We start from the raw sequence: 24,802 nt of genomic DNA, 5'->3' as shown, positions 1-24,802 counted from the left end.
ACGGACGTCGGTCCACGCGTGGGGTGCCTCCCGACGCCAGAGCCCTCGCCCGCCTGCTCGTTCCCGCCGGGCTGCGGCGTCGCAACGGGACTAACGTGGCGGTGTATGAGGATGAGGCTCCCCCTGGACGCGGTGCCGCGACTCACTGGCGCGGTCGTGCTCGGCGCCGCCGTCGGAGTGGCCGTGGGACTGCCGACCGACGTGCTGCTGGGACTGCTGGCCGGGATCGCCGCGACGGAACTCTTCTTCGTGCTCGCAGGCTGGGTGGTGCTGTGGCCCATGGACGCGGCGGCGACACGGCGCAACACGCGGCGCGAGGACTTCCGGCCCGTGACCGACGAGTTGGTGGTGGTGACGGTCGCACTGTGCGGGCTGTTCGCCATCGTGCTGTTGCTCGTGCGCGGAGGCAGGGCGGGCGACGGACACGCGGCTGCCGCCACGGCGCTGTGCTGCGTCTTCCTGGCCTGGTCCGCGCTGCACCTGATGTACGCCACCCGCTACGCCTACGTGTACTACGAGCACAACGGCGGCATCGACTTCAATTCCGACGCCCCACCCTCGTACCGCGACTTCTTCTATTTCAGCTACAACCTCGGAATGACCTATCAGGTCTCCGACACCGACGTGTCGAGTTCCGCGATCCGTTCCATCGTGCTCAGGCATTCGCTCCTCTCCTACGTGTTCGGCACCAGCATTCTCGCCTCGGCCATCAACGTCGTCGTGGGAATCGTCAGCGGCTGACACGCCGGACATCCCTCGGCCCTCATGTCTTCACGGCATCGGACGCCGGATCTCGTGCGGATTCTCCGGTACGCAGCAGATGAAGGAGGATCGGCCGACCGTCCCGCGTGTACCGGTGTCCAGGGTCCGTACGCGCCGACAGACGCTGACAGAGGCTGACAGACACGGTCTCGGCGGACCTGTGTCCGCTTTCCCTGTGCGCAGTCCTGTCCCGTCGGCTTGCCCAACGCGCTTTTCACGAGAGCGAGTTCACCGCATGCCGGTGAATTGCAGCGGCCTCCGGGACCGGCGTGGGCGACGTCCGCCTCCGGTTGCGGAGCCATGGGCCCCGCGAAATGGTGGAAAGTACTCATCGCCGCTCCGGGAGCTGCTCATGTCGATGTCGACGCACGGTTTCGGCTCGTCCGATCCTTTCGGCGAATTGCTGAACCGCTTCTTCGGTATGTCACCCGCGTCGTCCCCACCTGCGGTGCAGCGCGTGCCGATCGGGCGGCTGCTGACCGAGTCCTCGCAGGAACTACTCAACCTGGCCGCGCAGCGGGCCATGGAGAACGGCACGACCGACCTCGACACGGAACACCTCCTCTGGGCCGCCACGAAGGTGGAGCCCTCGCGCTCCCTGCTGGCCCAGGCCGGGGTCGACCCCGACGCCCTCGCCGCCCAGCTGGCCGAAGTGCTGCCCAGGGACGCCAGCGAGCCGTCGTCGGAGCCGGGCCTCACCCCGGCGGCCAAACGCACCCTCACCACCGCCTACGCCCGCTCGCAGGCCGCCGGGGTCTCCTACATCGGCCCCGAGCACATCCTGGGCGCCCTGCTCGGTGACGCCGACAGCGGCGCCGCCCAGCTCATGCGCGGCGACGGCCAGGACGCACAGAAGCTGGCGGGCCTCTCGGAAAGGGCCGCACGCCAGGAAGGCCGCTCGTCCGCCGAGCCCGACAAGCCGGCGACCACCTTGGACGAGTTCGGGAGGGACCTGACCGACGAGGCCAAGGCGGGAAAGCTCGACCCGGTGGTCGGACGGGCCGAGGAGATCGAGCAGACCATCGAGATCCTCTCCCGCCGCTCCAAGAACAACCCCGTCCTCATCGGCGAGCCCGGCGTCGGCAAGACCGCCATCGTCGAGGGGCTCGCCCAGCGCATCGTCTCCGGTGACGTCCCCGAGACCCTGAAGGGCAAGCGCGTCGTCTCGCTCGACCTGTCCGGCATGGTCGCGGGCGCCCAGTACCGCGGGCAGTTCGAGGAACGTCTGAAGAAGGTCATCGAGGACGTCCAGGACTCGGAAGGCGAGATCATCCTCTTCATCGACGAACTCCACACCGTGGTCGGCGCGGGCGCGTCGGGCGAGGGCTCGATGGACGCCGGCAACATGCTCAAACCCGCCCTCGCACGCGGAGAACTGCACGTGGTGGGCGCCACGACCATCGATGAATACCGCAAGTACGTCGAGAAGGACGCCGCACTCGAACGCCGCTTCCAGCCGGTGATGGTCCCGGAGCCGACGGTCGAGGAGACCGTGCAGATCCTGGAGGGCCTGCGCGACGCCTACGAGGCGCACCACCAGGTCCGTTTCGCCGACGGTGCCCTCGCCGCGGCGGCCGAACTGTCCGACCGCTACATCAGCGACCGGTTCCTGCCCGACAAGGCGATCGACGTGATGGACCAGGCGGGAGCGCGGGTACGGCTGCGCAGCGCGAGCCGCTCGACCGAGGTCGCCGAACGCGAGGACCGCATCGCCAAACTGCGCCGCGAACGCGACCAGTCCGTAGCCGCGGAGGACTTCGACCGGGCGGGACAGCTGAAGCAGCAGATCGCCGACGCCGAGGGTGAACTCGCGGGCATCGAGGAGCGCCGAGCAGGCGTGGTGTCCGTGACTGCCCGGGACATCGCCGACGTCGTCTCCCGGCGCACAGGCATCCCCGTCTCCCAACTCACCGCCAGCGAGAAGGAGAAACTCCTCAAGTTGGAGGAGGAGATGCACTCCCGCATCGTCGGCCAGGACGAGGCCGTCACCGCCGTGTCCCAGGCAGTGCGCCGCAACCGCGCCGGCATGGGCGACCCCAACCGCCCTGTCGGCTCTTTCCTGTTCCTCGGCCCGACCGGCGTCGGCAAGACGGAACTGGCGAAGACCCTCGCCGCACTGCTCTTCGGCGACGAGGACCGCATGACCCGCTTCGACATGAGCGAGTTCCAGGAGAAGCACACGGTGGCCCGACTGGTCGGCGCGCCACCCGGATACGTCGGCTACGACGAGGCCGGCCAGCTCACCGAGAAAGTCCGTCGGCAGCCGTACAGCGTCGTGCTGTTCGACGAAGTGGAGAAGGCACACCCCGACATCTTCAACACGCTGCTCCAGATCCTCGACGACGGACGCCTCACGGACGGCCAGGGCCGCACCGTCGACTTCCGGCACTGCGTCGTGATCATGACGTCCAACATCGGCGCACATCTCATCCTCGACCACAAGGGTGACGTGTCCGAACTCAGGGACGTGCTGATGAACGAGTTGCGGACCCGGTTCCTGCCGGAGTTCCTCAACCGAATCGACGACATCATCATCTTCCACGGCCTCAGCGAGGACGATCTCGGCGAAATCGTCGAGCATCTGCTCGGTCGGAGCGAACGCCGGGTGCACGCGCAGGGCATGAAGCTGGAAGTGACGGACGCGGCCAAGAAGCTGCTCGTCGCCCACGGTCACCAACCCGAGTTCGGCGCACGCCCGTTGCGGCGGACCATCCAGACCGAACTCGACAACCGCATCGCGGAACTGCTGCTCAGCGGCGAGGCCGAGCGCGGCGACACGATCGTCGCCGACGTTCGGGACGACACCGTCTACTGCACCGTACGCAAGGGTGACGGCTCGGCGGGCGAGGGCCGGGGGAACGGCGGGACCGCAGCCGAGCAGGACGGCACGACGGGCGACGGGACGGAGGACTCCTGACACCGAAAGGCATGCCCGGGACGGGCGCAATGACCACCCCGAGCAGTCCATTTGAGGAGGCTGCGCATGACGCACCACAAGCCCAACCGAGCTGTCGAAGGCGACCCGGAGCACGGCCACAGCAGGGGCATGCCCCGGCGGGTCGACGAGGACGAGCTCCAGGCGCGAACGGAACACGACCGGCGTGAGGCCGGTCTCCCGGGCGGGCCCACGGAGGACCCGGAGGACGAGTACCGGCAGGAGCGTGAGGAGATCGACCGCGAGGTCGGCACCGGTGAGATGCCCTCCGGCAAAGGCACCCGGCGCGAACGGGACCCCTTCCCACCGTCGCACTACGAGCGCTGAACGCACGACGACGCGGCCGATCGCGGGACCACCTGGGCGTGGTCCCGCGATCGGCCGCTGCGCCGCTTTCTTTGTCCGGCGGCCACACCGTCAACCGGTAGCTCCCCGGCTCGGTCCTATCGCCGACTCATCGGAGAAAGCAACTCTTCGTGACGTTCACATACAAGGAGTCACAATCGCGTCGATCCGAATCGCGACGAAATGTGATGTATGCAAGTGTGGAACGCGGTGTTCCCCGACCATCAGGACGCCTCGCGGTGTCCCCGGAGTGATGGAGGTTCCGCATGTCCTCGAAGCGACGTCGGAAGAAGAAGAGCAGGCGCAAGCACGCAGCGAACCATGGGAAACGTCCCCAGTCCTAAGACGTTTCCGCACCGTCAGAAAGTCGGAGGCGGAGTCCTAGGCAGGCAACGGTAGCAACAGCACGGTGCAATGTCGTAAAGCGCACCCTCTCCCCGCCACGCGATCCAGGACGCCCTGATCTTCTATCTGATGTCAGTTAGCGGTGGTTGCGTGGCGTGGGCTGTCGCCTGCGGCGAGGGACTCGGCGAGGATGCGCCAGATCTCCGCGGCCAGGTCGATGTTGGCATCGGCCTGCGCCTGCTCGGCCAGCACCCGCAGCCCCTGCACCCCACTGACGTCACCGGAACGGATCAGCAGCTGCTGACGCAGGATGTCCAGCCGGACCCGGTCCCGGTACGTCATCCGCGGCTCGACCTCGGCCAGCTCCGCCAGCAGCACCCGAGCATCGTCATAACGGCCCGTCAGGAACGCCAGATCCGCCTTCAACGCCGTCAACTCCTGACGCAGACCCGCAGTCCCCACGAACGCCAGAGCCGGCTCGGCCGCACGGACACACTCCTCAGCCGCCCCGGGATCAGCCGGCAGCTTCTGAAGATGCAGCCGCCCCGCCGCAAGACGCAACCGCAGCCACAACACCAAATCCAGCGCGCTGTCGAACCCCTCCAGCGCCTGCTGCAAATAGCCCTGGGCCGCCTGGTGATCGCCCTGGCGCAAGCGCACCGCCGCGGCCGTCCACATCGCCTCCGCCCACAACACATCCGAACGCCCCGCCACCAACGCGACCAGTTCATCGGCATGCGCCCGCGCGTCCGGCATCCGGCCCGCCTCGGCCTCCACCGACACCAGTGCCAGCAGCACTCCCGCCCGGTCCTCCACCTCCACACCCCCCTCCCTCGCCAACTGGTGCGCGGTCGTCGCGGCATCCAACGCGGCAGGAATCTCACCCAGCGACCGCAGACAGCGAGCGAAACGGGTCAGACCTCGCACCCGCAACGCCACCACCCCGACCACCTCGCCCAGGCCGACGAGTTCCGCGAGGTCCTCACGCTCCCCCGCATGGTCACCCTGCACCCGCCGCCGCCCCGCCAACTGCCACAACGCCTGCCACCGCAACACCGGCGACTCATGCCCCTCCGCCCCCAACGCCTCCCGCAACACCTCCAACGCCGAATCCGAACCCGTAGAAGCAACCAGCGTCAACGCATTCGCGAGCGACCCACCGGCAGGCTCCTCAAAGTCCGCCACCTCAAGACCCAGCCGCTCAGCCAAAAACGCCACAGCCCGCTCCGTCGGCTGACGAGCCCCCGACTCCAACCGCGACAAATACCCAGTCGACATCCCCTCCCCCACCAACGCCGTCTGCGACAACCCACGAGCCACCCGCAAACCACGAAGACGACGCCCAAAAGCAGGCTGACGCAACATAAAACCAATCCCTCACAGACACACAGTCAGAGCCAAGAGGCAAGGACAAGGGCAAGAGCACGGATCGGAGCAGGCGAGACACCGTCCGGGGCAACGGCCAGCCGCCACAGCCGACATGAGGCACGGGCACGGGCACGGGCAGAGAACGAGCAGCGATCAAAGCAAAGGGCAGCGACAGAGGGCTTGAGGGAAGGGGTAGCTCCAGGGGACCGGGACCGCCCCGAGCGTAGGTGCAGGGCAACCACCCGGCAATGTTTTGCCACACCCCCTGAACCCCACCTCGTGTCAACCTCACGAGCCTTTCATGCGTTCCTCAAGCGGTCCTTGACCAGCAACGCGCAGCATTTCAACGAGTAATGGCACAACCACGCCCCCAACCACCCAACCCACCACGGGAACCGTTCTCGTTCACCTCCACGGGAGACACCCATGACACCCCCGGTTCCCCACCAGCACCCCACCCGACACCCCCACACCCAGCCATCCGCACCGCCACCCAACACCAACACCAACACCGCCGACGAAGACGACATCGGCTGGCCTAAATAGCGACCTACGTGCAGGTTTGGCATACGTTGAGCATGCGACACATGGAAAATAGTAGACCGGTCGGCTAATCTGCACCCACTAAACCCGTGCGCATGAGAACGAAAGGCCACCCCATGTCCACGCAACCTTCCACTGCCACCGCTCGCTCCAGCATCTCGCGTCACGTCCACGGCCCGACCGTCGCCCTGGAGGTGGCCGCATGAGCGATCCGGGCCGACTCGGGGAGCTGCTGGGCATCGGCCACCCCATCGTCCAGGGCCCCTTCGGTGGCGGGCTCTCCTCCGTCGCCCTCGCCGCCGCGGTCAGCGAAGGCGGTGGCCTTGGTTCCTACGGCGCGCACCTCCTCACTCCCGACGAGATCACCGCACTCGTCACCGAATTCAAGGCGGCCACGAGCCGACCATTCGCAGTCAACCTCTGGGTGCCGCTGGAGGGCGAGCGCTCCGCAGTGCCCGACAAAGACGAGATCACCGCCCACATCGAGCGGCTCCGCCCCTACTACCAAGAACTCGGCGCCACTCCCCCTGCTTACGAAGTTGTCCAAACGCTGCCTGAGTTCGACGACCAGATCGACGCGCTCCTCGCCGCGGCGCCGCCTGTCATCAGTTTCGTCATGGGCATCCCTTCACGCCGTGTCATCGATGAGGCGCGCCGCCGAGGCATCGCCCTGATCGGCACGGCGACCACAGTGGACGAGGCTGTCGCCCTTGACGACGCAGGCCTCGACGCGATCGTGGCCTCGGGCAGCGACGCCGGCGGGCACCGCGGCGCGTTCCTCGCACCCGTGCACGAGTCGCTGGTCGGCACCTTCTCATTGGTGCCGCAGGTCGCCGATGCCGTGACCACGCCCGTCATCGCCGCGGGCGGTATTGCCGACGGCCGCGGAATCCGGGCGGCCCTCGCCCTCGGCGCCGACGCCGTGCAGATCGGCACCGCCTTCCTGGCCACCCGGGAATCCGGTGCGAGCGACGCCCACAAGCGTCAGCTCGGGACTCCGGCGGCCCGCACCACCGTCCTCACCCGGCTCTTCTCCGGTCGAACCGCCCGCGGCATTCCAAACCGGTTCGTCCGCGAAATGGCGGCACACGAGGACGCCGTGCCCCCGTACCCCGTCCAGAACGCCCTGATGAGGCCCATCCGCCAATCCGCCGCCGCCCAGGGCAGGTTGGAGTATGTGAACCTGTGGGCCGGACAGGCGGCGGCGATGGCGGACAGCAACCTGGGAGCCCGAGAGCTCCTGGCGGAGTTGGTTGCACAGCTGGGTTGAAGTACGGCCATGACATGCATCACACCGAGGAGTTGTTGGGTCACAAAAGGCGAACGAGGCCCGCACGTGCCACGGACTCTTGCGCGACTCCATACCCCGAAGCATGTCAGCCTCCACAGCCCACCTGCTCGCCCGAAGCGGCAGTGCGCACGCTAGACGGCAGCACAATGCTTGTTCCTGAGCCCTCGGATCTGCCCGCTGGTCGGACTGGCAGGATGTCGGGGACGGAGCGAGCAGGGACGGGCATGCACACCTGGGATTTTCATGAGTGGCAGGCGGCGCTCGGCGCTTTGAGCCCTCGGGCAGCAGCGCTGGTCGGGTTGACGGCAGCTGAACGCGTCTCTGGGTGCCTTCACGATGAGCGCTTCCGGCGGCGTGGCCGTTCGGAAGCAGCGCTGGTCAAGGAGGTGCTCCAAGCGTGCTGGAACAGCTACGCCGGGGACGACTCCTCCCTCCTTCGGCTTCGGGAGCTCACCGATCAGCTAGACGAACTGTCCCGCGAGTATTTGACCTTGTCGCTGACTGATCTCTTCCACTCGTACGAGACTCTGCCCGAGGACAGCGCTGACGACGAAGGACTCGATGACGGAACGGCCGACCTGGAAGAGTTCCTGGAGGAGGCTGAGCCCGAGGGTGCCGTGATGATGCATCTGGACGCCCTGACGGCCGTATCAGAAGCAGCATCCGTCTGCGCGGGTGGGCCTTGGGATGGCGCGCTTCGCTGCCTGCAGATCGCCGCGATCGCGGCGAGTCAACATAGTCCTCGGCTCGCGGGGCCGGGCGTCGAGATTCAGCGGCAGCGCGAGGACCTTGCACTGGTCAAGGCTGCAGCGAGCACCGAGCTGAGCCGGGTGGCTGGTGATCTGCGGGGGCGCGCCCGGGCTGATGCCCTCGGGTGGAAGCAGGTCACGGAACAGCTTGATCTCCTGCACGACTGAATGTCGTCCAGCACGTGGAAGGCCACGGCCACAAGACGGGACATCGCCATCCAGCGGACTCCTGAGCCAGACCCCTTCCTTCAGATCATCGGATCATCGGTCTGGCGCATCGTCGACTCACCACACCGGGCCACTGCGGATGGGGCCTCCCCTGTTTGCCGACTCGAGAGCAACGGCGGCATCTGAGCGAGCAATGCTCGCGCCCCCCGCGGGTGCGTCAGGTGCCGGGGCGGTGCCCACGCCGACGGTGGCATCCCGGCGGCCGGCCGCAAGGTCATGAGACGCCTTGAGTAGGGCGTTGCTCGTCACTCGAATACCCCCCGGGGTATAGCTGTTAATGTGGATGCCAGATACCCCCCGGGGTACATCGTCCGTAAGGAGTCATGAGCCGTGTTCTTCGTCGACACCCTGGAGATCGAGGGCCTGGGCAACCGCAGCTACCTGGCCGGCGGATCCAGTGCCGCGGTGGTCATAGACCCGCCGCGGGACATCGACCAGGTCATCGCCGCGGCAGCCCGACGTGGGGTGCGCATCGCATTCGTAGCCGAGACCCATGTGCACAACGACTACGTCACCGGGGGCCTGGAGCTGGCGCGTCTCACCGGCGCGCGGTACCTGGTGCCGGCCGGGGCGCACGTGTCGTTCGCCCGGACCCCGGTTGCCGACGGCGACACGGTGACCGTCGACGAGGGCCTGGTACTGCGTGCGATCGCCACTCCAGGACACACGCCGCACCACACCTCGTACGCCCTGACCGAGGGCGGCCGCGGCGTGGCGGCGTTCACCGGTGGATCCCTGCTCATCGGCACCGTCGGCCGCCCCGACCTGGTCGAGCCGCGGCTGACCGAGCAGCTGGCCCGCGCCCAGCACGCCTCCGCCCACCGGCTCGCGGACGAGCTGGACGACGAGGTGCCCGTGCTGCCCACCCACGGCTTCGGAAGCTTCTGCTCCTCCTCCCAAGCGGAGGGAGACGCGACCACGATCGGCAAGGAGCGCGAGACCAACGACGCGCTGACCCTGGACGCGGACGTCTTCGTGGCCCGGATACTTGCCGGGCTGGACGACGTACCCGCCTACTACGCGCATATGGGCCCGGCCAATGCCGAAGGCCCCGCTCCGGTCGACCTCACCCCGCCGAGGCGTGCGGACGCCGAGGAGATCACCTCCCGGCTGGCCGCGGGCGAGTGGGTCGTGGACCTGCGCAGTCGCATGGCCTTCGCGGAGGGGCACGTGGCCGGGTCGTTCAACTTCGAAGGGAACGGCAAGCTCGCCACCTACCTGGCCTGGATGATCCCGTGGGGCAAGCCCGTCACCCTGCTCGCCGAGACGCCCGGGCAGATAGCCGACGCGCAGCGGGAGCTGGCACGGGTGGGCATCGACCGCCCGGCCGCCGCCGCCACCGGCGAGCCGTCCGAATGGATCCGCGCGGGCGAACAGCTCGCCGCCTTCCCCCGCGCCCGCTTCTCCGACCTCGCCGATGTCGGTGAGCGCGGCGACGAGGTGGTGGTACTGGACGTGCGCCGCGGCTCGGAGCGTGCGGATGGCCACATCGACGGCTCCGTCCACATCCCGATCCACGAACTGCACGGCCGCCTCGGCGAGGTACCGGACGGGACGGTGTGGGTTCACTGCGCCGGAGGGATGCGCGCGGCGATCGCCGCCTCCCTGCTCGACGCCGCCGGCCGCCATGTGGTCGCCATCGACGACGGCTTCGACGCCGCCGTCAAGGCAGGACTGACCCCCACCCGCACTGGCCGAACCGACTGATACGCCCAACCGCTCCACCTGCACGAAAGCGACCAAATGATGTTCTCGCTTCTCCGCCGCGGCCCCGGCCGCCTCACCCCCCAGACGGCCCACCAGCAGACCAACGACGGCACCGCCGTCCTGCTCGACGTACGCGAAACACCGGAGTGGAACGCCGGGCACGCACCCGGCGCGCTGCACCTGCCCCTTTCCCGTCTGGCGGCAGGGGCGTCACTCCCGGCAGCCATACAAGGCAGGACAGTGGTCACGATCTGCCGCTCCGGCCACCGCCCCCAGCAGGCCGCCAAGCTGCTGACGCAACGAGGAGTACGGGCCACGGACGTCACCGGCGGCATGGCCGCTTGGGCGCGCCGGGGCCTGCCGGTCACCGGCGAGAGCGGCAGCAACGGCGTCATAGCGTGAGCGCGCTGATCCTGGCCTTGATCGCCGGAGCCGTGGTCGGACTCGCGCTCGGCTCGCTCGGCGGGGGCGGCAGCGTCCTGGCCGTCCCGGCACTGATCTACCTGCTCGGCTTCACACCGGCCGCCGCGACCACCGCCAGCCTGATCATCGTCACGGCCACCTCGCTCACCGCTCTTTACGCCCACTACCGCACCGGCACCGTCCGCTGGAAAGCCGGCGCCCTGTTCGCCGCGGCCGGCCTCCTGCCCGCGGCCGCAGCGGGAGCCGCCGCATCCCACCTACCCCAACCGGTACTGACCGCCGCGTTCGCTGCCGTCGCCGCACTCGCCGCCGTCACGATGCTCCGGCCCAGCCGCACCACCGCCGGCTCGGCAGCCACAGCCACAGCCACAGCCACAGAGGCACGGCCTGCCCGGGCCGCCGGAACCGGCGCGGGGCTGGGCGCGCTGACCGGTCTGCTCGGGGTCGGCGGAGGCTTTCTCGCCGTCCCAGCCCTGGTCACCGTGTTGGCGTTCGAGATGCAGTCCGCCGTAGGTACCAGCCTGCTGGTCATCTCGGCGAACTCGCTGGCCTCCCTGGCCACCCGCGGTGCCAGTACCGTCGGCGTCGACTGGGCGGTGATCGGCCCCTTCACGGGGGCGGCGATCCTGGGCGCCTGGGACGGCAAACGCCTGGCCGCCAAGGTCACGAGCACCTTGCTCCAGCGCACCTTCGCCGTCGCGCTGCTCGCCGTGGCAGCCTTCATGCTCATCGACGCCCTCACCTGAGGACTCAGACCGGTGATCGGCGCCGCATCACCAAGCTCAGGCCAGGGACAGGAACAGCTTCTCCAGCCGTGCGCGCATCTGCTCCCGGTCGCCGGAGGCCGCCATGTCCGCGTCGGTCAGGCAGTGCTGCAGACCCGTGGCGATGATCGCGAAACCGGCCTTGTCCAGAGCCCGGGACGCCGCGGCGAGCTGGGTCACGACGTCCTCGCAGTCCCGCCCCTCCTCGATCATCTTGATCACACCGGCGATCTGACCCTGCGCCCGGCGCAGCCGGTTGACCACCGTCTTCAGTTCCTCGGCCGCCATCGCCAGTTCCACAACCCACACTCCTTCGAGATACCCCCTTGGGTATCCTACAGAAGGGGTAACCCGGACCAAGCAAAGGAAAATCCCGCGTGGCCACCACCACCTCCCTCACCGCCGACCAGGCCAACGCCCGCCTCCACCAGCTGACCGTCATCGACGTGCGCACCCCCGGCGAATACGCCTCCGGCCACCTCCCCGGCGCCCACAACATCCCCCTCGACCGCCTCGGTGCCGCCCTGCCCGCCCTCAAGACCGCCGCGGACCGCGGCGACCTTCTCATCGTGTGCGCCTCCGGGACCCGCTCCACCCAAGCCTGCCGGCGTCTTGCCGACCAAGGCGTCACCGCCGCCACCCTCGCCGGCGGCACCACGGCTTGGACGCAGCTGGGCCACGACACCCATCGCCCGGCCGGCACCAACGCCCCCTGGGCCATGGACCGTCAAGTCCGTCTCGCCGCCGGATCCCTCGTCCTCATGGGCCTGATCGCCGGACGACGATGGAGTACCGCCCACTGGCTCTCCGCGGGCGTCGCCGGCGGCCTGGTCTTCTCCGCCCTCACCAACAGGTGCGGCATGGCCAAGATCCTGGCCAAGCTCCCCCACAACCAGCCGAGGGCCACCGACCTGGACGACACCCTCGCGGCCCTGACCGGCTGACCCCTGGCCACCGACTAACGGCGACGCCTTGCGAACGACAACCTCACAGGGCACTCGTAGGTCATGAGCTCCGAGTACGTCTGGGGATCACGGATCGCTCGTTCAAAACGGGGCCCGTGTGCCCACCCGTTCTACGGTGTGGACACACGGGCCTGGAGCCGCCGACCCTTGACGGCATCCGATCCTTGCCGGCTACTGAGCAGCGAGTTGCTTGAGGTCCACCGTGTCTCCGGCAGACGGCTGTTCGGGCTTGACGGGCTTGTTGTAGTCGCTGAACGTCGTCGACTCAGGCTTGGAACCGCCCGTCGTGGTCGCCTTCAGAATGTAGGGCTTCCCCTCGGACGCCACGTAAAGCGTCCACGTCTTGCCGCCCGACTTCTTTTCCAGCTTCACCGCCGGGGTGCCGTCCACCGACGTACTGCCTTCCTTGGACATGCCCTTGCGCTCCGACTTGTCCTCGTCCAGCGCGGCCAGCAAGCCCTGCTTGTCACACAGCCCGCTCAACTGGTCATCCCCGGCGGGCACCTTCACCCATTTGTCGGCGACCTTGGACACCATCTTGTCCGCGCCGTCCTCACGCTTCAGGCTGTTGCGCCAGTACTCCTCGTCGCCCTTGAGATACAGCGTCGCCTCCGTGTGCCGCACCTCCGCCCTGGCACCCTGCTGCGTGAGCGTCCCCTCGCAGTTCTTCTCGCTGTCGACCGCGATATCGAGCGCCAGTAACTGACCACCCTCCTGACGCACGTTGCCTTTGAGGCGCATGGAGTCGGCCTGCCGAGTCGCCTTGACCGCCTCATCGGCCACCTCATCGGCGGACTTTCCCTTGAAGGCCTCCTCATCCCCTCCGCCACATGCCACCAGGCTCAACGCACATACGCCCGTCGTCACCGCGGCTGCCAACCGTCCCGTTCCTCGCATCGCACTCACTCCCCCGAGAGCCGTACTCGCGCCCTCAGTCAGCGCCTGATCCCGATGATCACGGCGTGGACCAACCGTCTTCCCCACCGGCCACCCACAACACGCGGTACCTGGCATTCCGGATATGCCGCGTCCTGCGCGTCACCCACGTCACGAGTCCGCCACGGCGCAGGGCGTGCTGGGCCGGCCGACGGAACTCGGGGCGGCGGCGCAGGCCCACTGCCGACGGGCGGTCATTCAAGTACCCGGTGCGCCTACGCCTCGGGGCGCGCGATCGAGGTCACCATGAAAGTCTTATCGCGCGAAAGATCCGCCGCGGTTCGCCCTTTCGCGGACTTCTTTCTACGAGACAGGATCAGGAATGACGGAAGTGCACGGTACGACGTCCGCCCGTGAAATCTTCTTCGTTTCCAACAACGTGGATGAGATCGGGGGCGTCACCACTTGGACCCATCAGATGGCTCGCCTGTTCTCGCAGCGGGGCCACACCGTGCATGTGGTCGGAGTCGTTCCCGCTCCCGAGGATCAGCGGGCCGACCTGGGTGAAAGCCTGCCGTACACCACTGTCACGCTGTACGACGTCCATCCGGCCGGTCCCGCCCCGCGGCGAGGGCTGACCCGTGTCCTCCACCCGGGCGAGCGGCTGCAAGAGGCGGCACGGGCCGCGGGCATGCGTGAGCAGTCGGCCAAGCTCAGCGCACTGTTTCGCACAGCCGGCCCCGGCGCGGTGATCATCGTGACCCAGGTCTGGGCCATGGAGTGGGTGGCGCTTGCCGATACGCGCGGGCTGCCGGTCGTCGGCATGACTCACGAGTCGTTCGAGACCTGTCGCAGGTCCTCCCGCTTCCGTCGGGTCCAGCGGTTCTACAAGGACGTGGACCGGATGCTGGCGCTCACTCGTGAGGACGCCGATCTCTGGATCGGCCAGGGTCTGAACAATGTGGGCAGCATGCCGAACCCGCTTCCCTTCCTTCCTGACACCCCGTCTGAGCGGACCGAGAAGCGTGTGGTCAGCATCGGCCGGCTGCACGAGGAGAAGGGCGTGGACCTCCTTCTCGACTCCTGGGCCGAGATCGCCTCGGACCACCCTTCCTGGACGCTGTCGATCTATGGCTCGGGTCCGGAGGAAGAGGCCCTGAAGAAGCAGGCGGCGCACCTGGGGATCGCCGCTTCGGTGGAATGGAAGGGCCGGACCGACAACGTGCTCGGGGCGCTGCGCGAAAGCTCGGTCTTCGCGCTTTCCTCCCGAGGTGAAGGATTTCCCCTGGCGCCCATGGAGGCGATGGCGACCGCGGTGCCGTGTGTGGCGTTCGACGCCAGTCCGGGAGTGCGGGAGATCATCACGCACGAAGAAGACGGTCTCATCGCTCCCGCAGGGAACACCCGGGCGTTCGCGCAGCACCTCGACAGGATGATCTGCGACCAGGACCTGCGAGACCGAATGGGCGAACAGGCACGAAGGAATATCCACCGGTTCTCACCTGAGCGAGTGGTGGGCCGGTGGGAATCCCTTTTCGCCCTGCTGTACTCCTAGCCTCGAAGTTTCGTGACGGTCCGCCGACGGAGTCGGTGGACCGTTTTCGTGCCGGGGGCGAAGGCCGATCGCCGCGGCGGCGCACCCGCCCGCAGTGTCTCTCCGGAGGCTGCGAGGGTGTCGATGAGGCGGGAGACCGTCGGGTCTGAGGCGACCGGCCCGAACACGGCGGGCTCGGCCCTCCGCAGCATGCCGACATCGGCCAGGCAGTCGCCGGCCAACGCAACCGCCAGTGCACGTCCAGGAGGATCTTCCCCGCACTGACCCCTTCAGGTGACACGAAAGACCGGCCAGCCGATCTCGGTGCGCCACGCAGCTGGATCGCTTGTGTCACGGGGGCCGACAACGTAGACCTCCCGCACCGGCCCGGCCACCGACATCGCGTTCTCCACCACCCAGGTCCCGAGTTCGCCGTACGTGACCTCGATGCCGTCGTGCTCGCCGATGTGGGTGGTGACGGCCAGTTCCGCCGCCGGCAGAACCGTGGGGTGCACGCGTCCGGTGCGAGGTGGCGCAGCGGTCGGCAGGTAGACGACCGCGTGACCGCGCTCCTGCTCGAAAAGGGCGTTGTCATAGCTGCCGCCCGGCGGTCCGGTCACGGCGGCGCCGACCGCCGCCTCCAATTCGGCCATCGCGCCTGCGTACCAGGTCGCGATGTCGCGGTGACCGACTACGGCCTCCACCGCCGCGACCGTCCGGGCGGGCTCCGCACGCAGCTCGACGTCGATCGGCGCGGGGTCGGGCCGGAGCAGCCGGCGCAGCGACACGACCGCGGCCCGGGTGCGGTCGAGCTCGTCCTCGAGGCGTTGCAGGTGGTCCGTGACCAGGGCCGCCCGGACACCGGGGTCGGGGGTCCGCAGGATCCGCTGCACATCGCTCAGGGGGACGTCGAGCTCGCGGAGCCGGTGGATGACCTGCGCGGTCGGGATCTGGTCGACGCCGTAGTAGCGGTAACCAGTGGTCTCGTCCACCACGGCGGGTTCCAGCAAGGCCACCTCGTGATACCGACGCAGGGTCCGTACGCTCAAGTGGGTCAGCCGCGAGAACTCTCCGATGGTCAGCATCCCCTCATTCTGAACCTTCTCCCTGGGGGAGAGTCCACGACTTGACCCTCCCGCCCCGTGAGGTCACACGGTGGGCTCATGACACAGCACACCGATTCCCCGTCCGATCTGCTCCCGACCACCGTGCGCGAGTTCTTCGCCGCCCACGTCGTCCGCGACGCCGAATCCGCCTCGTCGTTCCTCGCCGAGGATGCGGTGGTCGTCGACCAAGGTGAGACCTTCCGCGGCCGAGAGGAGGCCCGCGCGTTCCTGCGGGACGCCGGGTCCGAGTTCGAATACACGACCGAGCAGATCGGCGCTCACCGCGTCGATGACACCCACTGGGTGGCAACCGTGCGGCTCGAGGGCACTTTCCCGGGTGGCGTCGCCGAGCTCGACTACCGGTTCGCGTTGCGGGATGACCTCATCGCCGAACTCGTCATCGCCAACCACCCAGCCTGACCGCACCCGCCTCACCTCGGTCTTCAGTGGAGAGAGAAATGTCTAGTTCAGATCGCGATCGTCTCGACGGACGCCGGGCGCTGGTCACGGGCGGATCGAAGGGCTCGGGCAAGGCCGTCGTAGAGAGACTGCGAGAGATGGGTGCCGACGTGTACGCGACGGCGCGAACGATGCCCGACGGGTACGAGCGCCCTGAACGCTTCATCGCAGCGGACGTGTTGACGGTAGAGGGCACCAACGCCGTGGCCGCTCGCATCGCTGAGGCCGGCGCACTCGACATCCTGGTGCACGTTGTGGGAGGGGCGTCGACGCCGGCTGGTGGATTCGCGGCCATCACCAATGACCAGTGGCTCACCGAGCTGAACCTCAACCTCCTTGGAGCGGTGCGGCTGGATCGAGCTCTTCTCCCGGCAATGATCGCGTCCGGGTCAGGCGTGGTGCTGCACTTCACCTCGATCCAGCGCGAGCTGCCCCAATACGACGCGTCCTTGGCCTACGCAGCAGCGAAGGCCGCGCTGCGCACATACAGCAAGGGACTCGCCAATGAGCTCGCGCCGCGCGGCGTACGCGTCAACGCAATCAGCCCCGGCGGAATCGAGACCGAGGCCTACGAAAGATTCGTGGACCGGATCGCCGAGGGCAACGGACTCACACGTGAAGCAGCCAAGCAGACCATCTACGACTCCCTCGGCGGAGTACCCCTGGGACGATTCGCGAACCCCGAGGAAATCGCGGACCTGGTCGGGTTCCTGGTCTCGGACCGCGCCTCGGCAATCGTAGGAGCCGAGTACGTGATCGACGGCGGCACCGTCCCGACCGTCTGAGCCGGACACCGGCTGCGAGCAGCCACTCGTGAACAGCTCGATCCGACGGCGGGACCCGCTCCTTCGCAAGGAGAACTCTCAGACGCTGCTGCACACCGAGAAGCGCGTCGACGGCGCCGTCGACGCGCTTCCGGCGCTCGCCTAGTCGTCGGGATCGCACCGCGCGTCTGCAGACCGGCTGCGTGTCACCAGTTTGCGTGTCGAGCGCTCAGGTTGACCCACAAAATGGCGGGCCGCATCGGCCACGCGACATTCATCGTCTGCTCAGTGTGGCTGCGGTGGTCGGTGCCGTTGGATCCGTCCCGGACTTCACCCCCCGGGACACCCAGATGGGTGGCCGCGGCCCGGCGATGCTCGTCATACTGCAGGAACGCTGCAGTGCCGGGTGAGTAGATCTCACCCAACGCTGCAGCGTGTGTCACTCAGAAAGTCGCGAGCCAGCCACCATCGACCGGCAGGATCGCACCCGAGACAAATCTTCAGTCTCCACACACCGATGATCAACGGTGGCCGCACGCGTTTTCACAGGGCCCTCACCGCAGATCGTGCCAGGAGGACATATGCAACACGGCGAAGTCTGGTGGGTCGAGTTTGATGAGCGACGGCCGGTCGTGCTGCTGCGGGGAGACGAGGCGTCCGGGCTCCGGGCGATGCAGGTCGTCGCTCCGGCGGGCGTCGACATCAGCGGTCTGGGCATCGAAGTGGCCGTGGGCGCCACGGAGGGGCTGCCCTTCGAAGGCGTGCTGCGGTTCGCGTTCCCGCGTCCAGGCTTCACCCCTTGCACGTGGCTGACCAACGTGTCCGGGGACGACCTGGTCGAGCGGGCAGGCGTGCTGTCCTCCGTGAAGCTAAGGGAGGTTGAGGACGCCCTCCGTGTTGCTGGACGCCCGCAGGAGTGGAGCGCGACGGCAGCCGCGAAGCTCAATGAGATGAGGGATGCCCTCCGCCTCGGTGGACTGGAGTAAGCGGGCAAGGGACGGGCGCCGCCGATGGTGTGGGCAATCTCGTCCAGATCATCAACGCCGGCCATCTCCGCGGCGTTCCACACCAGCAAGATCACGAGCTACGACTGGAGTACCAGTCAACCGGCGGTGTGCGCAGGCCCCTCCCCCGCGCCGGTGACGAGGTCGCTCTCCACGGGCGGTGCCGGCGAACCGCACGGCGGCGTGCCTCCGGGGCCGCCGGAGGGGCTGGGCGCCTGGCGTGCGGAGCCTCGGTGCCGTTCCCCCTCTCGCTGCGCTGGGTCCTGCTCGTGCTCCTGCCCGGCGAGGTGGCCGGCCTTGCGCCGGGTGACCGCGTCTGCCGCGATCAGGATGAGGGCGAGAGTTCCGGCTGAAGCGGGCCAGTACACGTAGCGGTAGTTGGCCTGCGGGGCGGTCGGCAGGTACGACGCGATGTAGAGCACGGAACTCAGCCCGAGGAGCCGTAGTTCTCGGGACCAGGGCCCCGGCCAGCGACGGCGGAACGTGAGTGCCAGGGCGACGACCAGCCAGAACCATGCCTGGAACAGCCACGGCACATCGTGGGCGAACCCCAATACGTACGACCTCATGAGCGCGTCGAGCGACGGGTCGACGCGGACATTCTCCGGCGTGCCCTCGAAGACGCCGCCCGCGTAACGCAGGTTGCCCTCGAAGAGCAAGCGGGCAAAGGTTCGGGTGCGGTAGTGCACATAGCCGGAGGCATGGTGGGGCATGTGCTGGACCCACATCTTCACCAGCACGTCCGCCTCGTCGGCCGTGAAGTGCGGTCCGATGGCGTCCCGGTAGCCGGGCTTGTGCGGGTAGCACGTGAAGTACGCGTCCCAGAGGATCTTCCTCGTCCGGCAGTTCTGCGCCGTAGTGACGAGGTCGTCGCGGAACGACGGGGAGGCACCGGCCTGCTCGGCGGCGGACCGTACCTCTTGCGAATCGAGGACGTGGATCAGGTCGTCCAGCGGGATCTGTGCGTACTGGCGGACGGCCAGGGGGTGGGTGGCGGAAGAGACCGCCACGCTGCCGACCACGGTGAAGGCGAGCACGGAGGCGACGGTGATCAGCCATCGGCGCCGGCCGGGCGCGGGCCACAGGGCGAGGACCAGCATGGGAAGGAGAGGGAGGGCAGCCGCCAGGGCGTTCTTCCGGACCAGGATCGCGTACGCCAGGAAGAGCAGTCCCAGTACCAGCAAGGCCCAGCGTGCCCGGTCGTGTCCCGGCGGCAACTCGCGCGCGAAGAGGGCGATCGCGCACACGGCGAGCAGCGCGTAGGCCATGTGGACGTCCTTCCACACCACGCCGGTGAAGGTGACGATGTGCGGCGCGAGGCCGAATCCCAGCATGAGCAGCGACAGCGGACGACTTCCGGTCCGCTTCCACAGGGCGACGGCAAGCACCCACACGGTCGCCCAGAGCACGCCGGTCTGGAGGGCCGCCATCGCCGAGAGTGCGCCGGTGGTGTCGATGAGGGTGCGCCACAGCAGTGCCATGACCGGCGGATGCCAGTCGGTCACCGGCCGTGCGCCCTCGGCCTGGAGCAGCTGTTCGACGCTGTCGGCGGTGAGGAATCCGGGGTGGAAGGCAGTGGAGACGAGACAACCGCACACCGCGGCCGTCAGGGCCAGGACCGCCGGCCAGAACCGGTCGTCCCGCCACACTCCCGTTCCGCGGGGACTCGTCGAGAGCACGTCTGAGGAGTCCTTTCGAGACGGGGTGAAGACGAGTCCTCGGTAGACGGTGAAGCGGACGAAGGTTGCCGCAGCCCATCCGACCAGGCGGGCGGCGTTGTCGCTCAAGGCCGAGGAGTGGTCGGACAGTTGGTGCGCCACGTACAGGGGGGCCGCCGTGATCACGAGGCCGAGGAGGTTGACCCCGATGAACCAGGCCACTTCACGCGGACGGACCGGACCCTTGCGGTCGCGGTAGGTCCAGTACCGGTTCCCGAACCAGCTCACCAGCATGGCCAGCACGGTGGCGATGGCCGAGGCGCCGACCGGTGCGGCGTGCAGCGGGCCGTCACCCGGTGGGCCGAACGCGAGCACATTGAAACTCGCCGTCTCCACCACGAACGCGAGCGCGCCCACGGTGCCGAACGCCGCGACCTCTCTCCAAATGGTCCGCAACCATGCGGGTGAACGTCGAATCCAGGCCGTCGGCTCCAGCATGACGCTGAAGGTAACGTATGCCACAAAAGCTACCAAATCTGACTGTCGTTCGTGAGGGCGCATCAACCGGCACCAGGGGCGACACAGAGGCCGAGGACAGACCCATGAATCCCAGCGTTGCGTGCGTCGTGCCCTGTTACAACGAGGAGGCAGCTGTCGGGAAAGTGGTGCGCGACCTGCGCGCCTCCCTCCCCGAGGCGATCATCTACGTCTACGACAACGCCTCCACCGACAACACCGTCGCCGAGGCCCACGCCGCGGGCGCGGTGGTGCGACACGAACCGCGCAAGGGCAAGGGCAACGTCATCCGCCGCGCCTTCGCCGACGTCGAGGCCGACGCGCTCCTCATCATCGACGGCGACGACACCTACGACGCCTCCCGCGCCCGCGAGATGGTCGACCTGCTCTTCGAGGGCCCCTACGACCAGGTCGTCGGTGCCCGCCGCGAGAGCGTGGAGACCGCGTACCGGGCAGGTCACGCGGTCGGCAACAGAATGCTCACCGGCGCCGTCCGCACCCTGTTCGGCAACGACGTCAGCGACATGCTGAGCGGCTACCGCGTCTTCTCCCGCCGCTTCGTCAAGTCCTTCCCCGCTCTGTCGCGCGAGTTCGAGACCGAGACCGAGATGACGGTCCACGCACTCAGCCTGAGGCTTCCGACCGTCGAGTTGGAGGTGGGCTTCAAGGACCGCCCCGCGGGCAGTGTCAGCAAGCTCCGCACCTACCGCGACGGTTGGCGCATCCTGAAGCTCATTCTGGGTCTGGCGCGCAGACAGCGTCCCTCCCAGTTCCACGCCATCATCGCCGGCCTCCTCACCGTCGCCGCCCTCGCCCTGGGCCTGCCGGTCGTCGTCGAGTTCACCCGGACCGGAACCGTGCCGCGACTGCCCACCGCCGTTCTCGCCGCAGCGATCATGATCATCGCGGTTCTCGTCCTGCTCGTCGGCTACATCCTGGAATCGTTCAAGCACATGCGCCAGGAACAGGCCAGCCTCGCGCACCTCGGATACCTGGCCCCCTGCCGCAGCGAGGACTTCGTACCCGTGACACTCACGGACCCCACCTCCAGCCGGGTCATCAGGCCCTGAGATCAACCGCTGTTCCACGTCGGGTACTTCGAAGGCACGCTACGCCGTCTTACCGGGGGCCTCGGCCCTGCTCCCGCCTCAGTAACCCGTGGGGCGAACCAGTCCCGACTCGTACGCGAACACAGCCGCCTGCGTGCGATCCCGAAGCGCCAGCTTGACCAGGACCCGGCCCACATGGGTCTTGACGGTCTACTCGGCCACGACCAGGCGCCCCGCGATCTCCGCGTTGGACAGCCCTTGCGCGATCAGGCAGAGCACCTCTGTCTCCCGCTCGGTCAGTCCACCTGTCCGCTCCTTGAGCGGAACGCGTGGTCTGCTGTCCAGGCGGGAGAACTCGGCGATGAGCCGGCGGGTGATGCCCGGGGCCAGCAGCGCCTCACCTGCGGCCACCACACGCACCGCCTCGGCCAGTTGGTCGGCCGAGGCGTCCTTGAGAAGGAACCCTGACGCTCCCGCGCGCAGCGCCTCGTACACGTACTCGTCCAGATCGAAGGTGGTCAGCACGAGCACTCTGATGTCGGGGCTCGCGCCGGTGATGTGACGCGTGGCCTCGATGCCGTCGAGTTCGGGCATGCGGATGTCCATGAGGACGACATCCGGCGCGAGTTCGGCGACCTTGGAGATGGCGTCCCGGCCGTCCACGGCCTGCCCGATCACCTCGATGCCCGGCTTGGTGTTGAGCAGCACGGTGAAGCCTTGCCGGACCATGTGCTGGTCGTCGGCGATGAGTACGCGGATGGTGCCGCTCGTCATGGTGTGTCGTCTCCTGGTGCGGGGGCGGGGACTGGTGGCGGCGAAGCGGGGCCGTGCGGTTGATGGTGTCTGTCGGAGGCGTAGGGCCCGGAGGGGTCAACGGGAGCGGCTGGTCCCGCGATGCCGCCTGTGTGGGCGTCTCGAGGGAGGAAAGCGGTGACGGCGAATCCGCCGTCTCGGGTTCGCGTGGCGGTGACGTGACCGCCGAGCATGGCCGCTCGTTCCCGCATGCCCAGCAGTCCGTGTCCTGTTCCCGAGGACGGTGGAGTGGGCTGACGGGGGCGGGAGTTGACGATTCCCAGATGCAGGCCCTGACGCAGGTGATGGATCTCGACACACACGGCGGAACCCGGCGCGTGCCGTAGGGCGTTGCTGAGTGCCTCCTGGACGATCCGGTACGCGGACAACTCCAGACCGGGCGAGTAGACGGGTGCCTCACCCTCGATGTCCTGGGTGACGACGAGACCGGCGGCGCGGGTGTTGTCGATGAGGGCGTCTAGCCGCTCGAGCGTGGGCTGCGGCGCATTGGGCGAAGATCCGGCGCCGGACACGCCGAGACCGTACGGGTCGTCCGGGTCCTCCGAACGCAGGACACCGAGCACGCGGCGCAGTTCCGCGAGTGCCTCCAGGGCGTTCTGCCGGATCCCGGCGAGATTCTCCTTCAACTCCTCGGACGGGTTCTCCGCCAGGTGCGGGGCGACCTGGGCCTGGATGGAGATGACCGACATGTGGTGGGCGACCACGTCGTGCAGTTCGCGGGCGATGCGGCTGCGCTCCTCCAGCAGTGTGCGCCGGGCCCGTTCCTCGGCGGTGAGGGTGCTTTGCCGGACCAGTTCACTGCGTGCCTCGCGACGGCCGCGCAGGGCCATTCCCAGGACCACGACGACCGCTGACAGCAGAACTGTCACCGTCCCGGCGCTTCCGGAGTCCCTCACACTCAGGGGGCGTTGGAGGACGTACGTCACCAGAGCGGTCAGGACCAGTACCTCGGCGGACACTCGGGTGGGCACCCGCAGAGCGAGCAGAAGGAGAACGAGCACGTGGGCTGTGACGCCGGTCGTGGTCCACAACGAGACCGGCTGCCCTGGCTCGACGACGCCCATCCAGTCCTGCAAGGCAACGGCACCCGCCACCGTGCCGGCGATCGAAAGCCACCACGCCGGCACGGGCCGCCACAGTGCCAGGACCACCGCACCGCCCTGGGCGAGGGCGATCGGGTAGGCGAGGGCGGTCAGGCCCCAGTCCAGGAGTTGCTGGAGTGCGCCGACCGCGATGACGAATGCCGTCAGGCACACAACCCCGTGGGGCAGCCAGCGCAACCACAGGGAGACCGGCAACGGATCCGCGCGGACGGTCAGCAGATCACCACGCAGCACCCGCAGCCAACGCTTCGTCAAGCTCCCGGACACGTCTGGCCCTCCGTCCCCCGCCCCGTGCTGTGACACCCTATGCACGTCGCCCTCCCTCTGCCGTGTCCCGGCTCGGGGCGCGGTGCACTCGCACCACCCGGCTCGACCCGAATTCCACCGGCGGACCCGAGGCCGACGAGCGCCTGCGTACACCCTGCTCGACGTGGCGGAAGGCCGTCCAGCACAGCGTGAGGGCCAGGGCGAAGAGTGGCAGCCACGCCAGTCGGCCCGCGATCCATACCCAGCCGTCGGGTGAGGTGTGCAGCCCCGGCAGGGGGCCTGGGGGGAGAAGTACGGCCGTGGTCACCATCAAGGCCGTCTGGTGCCAGAGGAAGATCGTCATGGCGTAGAGGTTGACCAGCGCCACCGCGGCCCAGGCCGTCGGCCGACACATGGCCCGTCGCAGGGCACCGCACGACAACAGGGCGAGACCACACTGGGCCAGACCGAAGGTGACGGCGGCCAGACTCGGCGGGTTCAGGTTCGACACCGACGCTCCCGGCACCCCCACCATCGACGCCGGGTAACCCGCCCACGCCACCAGTACGGCGGTCGCCACCGCCCCACCGATGAACAGCGCCCAGCCCGCACGCAGCCGGTCCAGCTCCCCGCGACTCCAGGCGGCACCCAGGGTGTAGGGCACCATCCAGCCGGCCACTACGTTCACCCAGCCGAGCCAGGACGGGCCGCCCAGGCCGAAACGAAAGAGGTCCACATGGAGGACGACCGCCAGCGGCCAAAGGGGGGTGAGCCGGTTCAGCAGTGGGGTCGCCGCTGTCAGCGCGGCGAACACCAAGAGGAACCACAAGGGTGAGAGGGCCAGTTTGACCAGCGTGCGGACGGTCATGAACTCCACGTCCGCGAAGGCCAGACAGGCCGCGGTCACCGACCACAGGGCGATGACCGCGGCGACCGGCTTGAAGAGTCGTGACATGCGGGCGGCGAGCCAGCGCCGGTACGTCATGCCACGGGCCCGCGCCGCGACAAGACCACGGCTCGCGACCTGGCCGCCGACCAGGAAAAAGACCGCGAGCGTCTGAAAGGCCCAGGAGATCGGGGCAAGGACGGGCAGATGCCGCAGCGGGCTGTCCGCGTGAAGCGTTCCGCCGTCCGCGACCAGAGCGGTCACCAGCCAGTGCCCCAGGACCACTCCGAGGACGGCGAGCGCGCGCAAGGCGTCGACGGCGCGGTCCCGCTCCGCAGGTGTCCCGGCGTCGATGCGCACGGC

At 68.3% G+C, this 24,802-nt stretch carries 23 protein-coding genes and 2 pseudogenes; 15 read left to right on the top strand and 10 right to left on the bottom strand.

Annotated elements, in window-relative coordinates; genetic code table 11:
- Positions 1-105 precede the first annotated feature (105 nt).
- The 4 genes from ACFYQQ_RS32420 to ACFYQQ_RS32405 all read left to right on the top strand — a co-directional run bounded on the left by ACFYQQ_RS32420 (position 106) and on the right by ACFYQQ_RS32405 (position 4,386).
- Positions 106-741 carry a DUF1345 domain-containing protein gene (locus ACFYQQ_RS32420; RefSeq protein WP_355787477.1) on the top strand — a complete coding sequence of 212 codons (636 nt, stop codon included), beginning with the start codon at positions 106-108 and terminating at the stop codon, positions 739-741.
- A 373-nt stretch (positions 742-1,114) separates the two neighbouring features.
- On the top strand, positions 1,115-3,679 hold the full coding sequence (locus ACFYQQ_RS32415) for an ATP-dependent Clp protease ATP-binding subunit (RefSeq protein WP_355787474.1): 2,565 nt from the start codon (positions 1,115-1,117) through the stop codon (positions 3,677-3,679).
- A gap of 66 nt (positions 3,680-3,745) precedes the next feature.
- The gene (locus ACFYQQ_RS32410; protein WP_356176086.1) at positions 3,746-4,024 is read left to right on the top strand and encodes a hypothetical protein; all 279 of its coding nucleotides are present in this window, start codon (positions 3,746-3,748) and stop codon (positions 4,022-4,024) included.
- A 284-nt stretch (positions 4,025-4,308) separates the two neighbouring features.
- Entirely contained in the window at positions 4,309-4,386 is a 78-nt protein-coding gene (locus tag ACFYQQ_RS32405; protein WP_373287922.1) for a 50S ribosomal protein bL37, read from the top strand.
- 133 nt (positions 4,387-4,519) lie between these two features.
- Here the strand turns inward: ACFYQQ_RS32405 and ACFYQQ_RS32400 are convergent, their stop codons facing one another.
- Positions 4,520-5,752, bottom strand: coding sequence for a helix-turn-helix domain-containing protein (locus ACFYQQ_RS32400; protein ID WP_355784127.1), 1,233 nt, complete (start codon positions 5,750-5,752; stop codon positions 4,520-4,522).
- Between the two features lie 748 nt (positions 5,753-6,500).
- On the opposite strand from ACFYQQ_RS32400, the gene ACFYQQ_RS32395 reads away from it, so the two are divergent.
- The 5 genes from ACFYQQ_RS32395 (at position 6,501) to ACFYQQ_RS32375 (ending at position 11,442) form a co-directional block, all read left to right on the top strand.
- Complete coding sequence (locus ACFYQQ_RS32395; RefSeq protein WP_356175140.1) at positions 6,501-7,568, top strand: nitronate monooxygenase; 1,068 nt, start codon at positions 6,501-6,503, stop codon at positions 7,566-7,568.
- Positions 7,569-7,813: 245 nt separating this feature from the next.
- Complete coding sequence (locus tag ACFYQQ_RS32390) at positions 7,814-8,506, top strand: hypothetical protein (protein ID WP_355791464.1); 693 nt, start codon at positions 7,814-7,816, stop codon at positions 8,504-8,506.
- 390 nt (positions 8,507-8,896) lie between these two features.
- A complete protein-coding gene (locus ACFYQQ_RS32385; RefSeq protein WP_355791467.1) occupies positions 8,897-10,273 on the top strand; it encodes an MBL fold metallo-hydrolase in 1,377 nt (458 codons plus the stop codon).
- A gap of 39 nt (positions 10,274-10,312) precedes the next feature.
- Positions 10,313-10,675, top strand: coding sequence for a rhodanese-like domain-containing protein (locus ACFYQQ_RS32380; protein WP_355791472.1), 363 nt, complete (start codon positions 10,313-10,315; stop codon positions 10,673-10,675).
- The gene (locus ACFYQQ_RS32375) at positions 10,672-11,442 is read left to right on the top strand and encodes a sulfite exporter TauE/SafE family protein (protein ID WP_355791469.1); all 771 of its coding nucleotides are present in this window, start codon (positions 10,672-10,674) and stop codon (positions 11,440-11,442) included. The genes ACFYQQ_RS32380 and ACFYQQ_RS32375 overlap by 4 nt, the downstream gene beginning before the upstream one ends.
- A gap of 36 nt (positions 11,443-11,478) precedes the next feature.
- On the opposite strand, the gene ACFYQQ_RS32370 is transcribed toward ACFYQQ_RS32375, so the two are convergent.
- Positions 11,479-11,760 carry a metal-sensitive transcriptional regulator gene (locus ACFYQQ_RS32370; protein ID WP_018845516.1) on the bottom strand — a complete coding sequence of 94 codons (282 nt, stop codon included), beginning with the start codon at positions 11,758-11,760 and terminating at the stop codon, positions 11,479-11,481.
- A gap of 77 nt (positions 11,761-11,837) precedes the next feature.
- Here ACFYQQ_RS32370 and ACFYQQ_RS32365 point away from each other — a divergent pair, with 77 nt between their 5' ends.
- Positions 11,838-12,404, top strand: coding sequence for a rhodanese-like domain-containing protein (locus ACFYQQ_RS32365; protein ID WP_355786795.1), 567 nt, complete (start codon positions 11,838-11,840; stop codon positions 12,402-12,404).
- Positions 12,405-12,596: 192 nt separating this feature from the next.
- Here the strand turns inward: ACFYQQ_RS32365 and ACFYQQ_RS32360 are convergent, their stop codons facing one another.
- Positions 12,597-13,304: a hypothetical protein gene (locus ACFYQQ_RS32360; protein WP_355786799.1), complete on the bottom strand. Its 708-nt coding sequence runs from the start codon at positions 13,302-13,304 to the stop codon at positions 12,597-12,599.
- Positions 13,305-13,683: 379 nt separating this feature from the next.
- Here ACFYQQ_RS32360 and ACFYQQ_RS32355 point away from each other — a divergent pair, with 379 nt between their 5' ends.
- Entirely contained in the window at positions 13,684-14,856 is a 1,173-nt protein-coding gene (locus ACFYQQ_RS32355) for a glycosyltransferase (RefSeq protein ID WP_355786801.1), read from the top strand.
- 98 nt (positions 14,857-14,954) lie between these two features.
- On the opposite strand, the pseudogene ACFYQQ_RS32350 reads toward ACFYQQ_RS32355, so the two are convergent.
- Both ACFYQQ_RS32350 and ACFYQQ_RS32345 read right to left on the bottom strand, forming a co-directional pair.
- Positions 14,955-15,112, bottom strand: a pseudogene (locus ACFYQQ_RS32350) (IS1380 family transposase); the annotation flags it as partial.
- A 13-nt stretch (positions 15,113-15,125) separates the two neighbouring features.
- Positions 15,126-15,920: a MerR family transcriptional regulator gene (locus tag ACFYQQ_RS32345; RefSeq protein ID WP_355786804.1), complete on the bottom strand. Its 795-nt coding sequence runs from the start codon at positions 15,918-15,920 to the stop codon at positions 15,126-15,128.
- Positions 15,921-15,998: 78 nt separating this feature from the next.
- Here ACFYQQ_RS32345 and ACFYQQ_RS32340 point away from each other — a divergent pair, with 78 nt between their 5' ends.
- Positions 15,999-16,361 carry a nuclear transport factor 2 family protein gene (locus ACFYQQ_RS32340; protein ID WP_355786807.1) on the top strand — a complete coding sequence of 121 codons (363 nt, stop codon included), beginning with the start codon at positions 15,999-16,001 and terminating at the stop codon, positions 16,359-16,361.
- Positions 16,362-16,399: 38 nt separating this feature from the next.
- Complete coding sequence (locus ACFYQQ_RS32335; protein ID WP_356175133.1) at positions 16,400-17,185, top strand: SDR family oxidoreductase; 786 nt, start codon at positions 16,400-16,402, stop codon at positions 17,183-17,185.
- A gap of 185 nt (positions 17,186-17,370) precedes the next feature.
- On the opposite strand, the gene ACFYQQ_RS32330 is transcribed toward ACFYQQ_RS32335, so the two are convergent.
- Positions 17,371-17,589: a hypothetical protein gene (locus ACFYQQ_RS32330; RefSeq protein ID WP_355795206.1), complete on the bottom strand. Its 219-nt coding sequence runs from the start codon at positions 17,587-17,589 to the stop codon at positions 17,371-17,373.
- A gap of 156 nt (positions 17,590-17,745) precedes the next feature.
- Here ACFYQQ_RS32330 and ACFYQQ_RS32325 point away from each other — a divergent pair, with 156 nt between their 5' ends.
- Positions 17,746-18,150 carry a type II toxin-antitoxin system PemK/MazF family toxin gene (locus ACFYQQ_RS32325; protein WP_355795208.1) on the top strand — a complete coding sequence of 135 codons (405 nt, stop codon included), beginning with the start codon at positions 17,746-17,748 and terminating at the stop codon, positions 18,148-18,150.
- 116 nt (positions 18,151-18,266) lie between these two features.
- On the opposite strand, the gene ACFYQQ_RS32320 is transcribed toward ACFYQQ_RS32325, so the two are convergent.
- Positions 18,267-20,324, bottom strand: coding sequence for a GtrA family protein (locus tag ACFYQQ_RS32320; protein WP_388906167.1), 2,058 nt, complete (start codon positions 20,322-20,324; stop codon positions 18,267-18,269).
- Between the two features lie 104 nt (positions 20,325-20,428).
- Here ACFYQQ_RS32320 and ACFYQQ_RS32315 point away from each other — a divergent pair, with 104 nt between their 5' ends.
- Positions 20,429-21,412: a glycosyltransferase family 2 protein gene (locus tag ACFYQQ_RS32315; RefSeq protein ID WP_355793779.1), complete on the top strand. Its 984-nt coding sequence runs from the start codon at positions 20,429-20,431 to the stop codon at positions 21,410-21,412.
- A 78-nt stretch (positions 21,413-21,490) separates the two neighbouring features.
- On the opposite strand, the pseudogene ACFYQQ_RS32310 reads toward ACFYQQ_RS32315, so the two are convergent.
- From ACFYQQ_RS32310 to ACFYQQ_RS32300, 3 genes and pseudogenes are all read right to left on the bottom strand, one after another.
- Positions 21,491-22,165: pseudogene (locus ACFYQQ_RS32310) on the bottom strand (response regulator).
- Entirely contained in the window at positions 22,162-23,562 is a 1,401-nt protein-coding gene (locus ACFYQQ_RS32305) for a sensor histidine kinase (RefSeq protein WP_355781810.1), read from the bottom strand. Before ACFYQQ_RS32305 ends, ACFYQQ_RS32310 begins: the two are co-directional and overlap by 4 nt.
- 49 nt (positions 23,563-23,611) lie before the next feature.
- The gene (locus ACFYQQ_RS32300; RefSeq protein ID WP_388906164.1) at positions 23,612-24,799 is read right to left on the bottom strand and encodes an acyltransferase; all 1,188 of its coding nucleotides are present in this window, start codon (positions 24,797-24,799) and stop codon (positions 23,612-23,614) included.
- Between the last annotated feature and the right edge of the window lie 3 nt (positions 24,800-24,802).

Source organism: Streptomyces sp. NPDC005496 (assembly GCF_042872045.1).
GTDB lineage: Bacteria > Actinomycetota > Actinomycetes > Streptomycetales > Streptomycetaceae > Streptomyces.
This window is presented reverse-complemented; position numbering and strand designations above follow the sequence as displayed.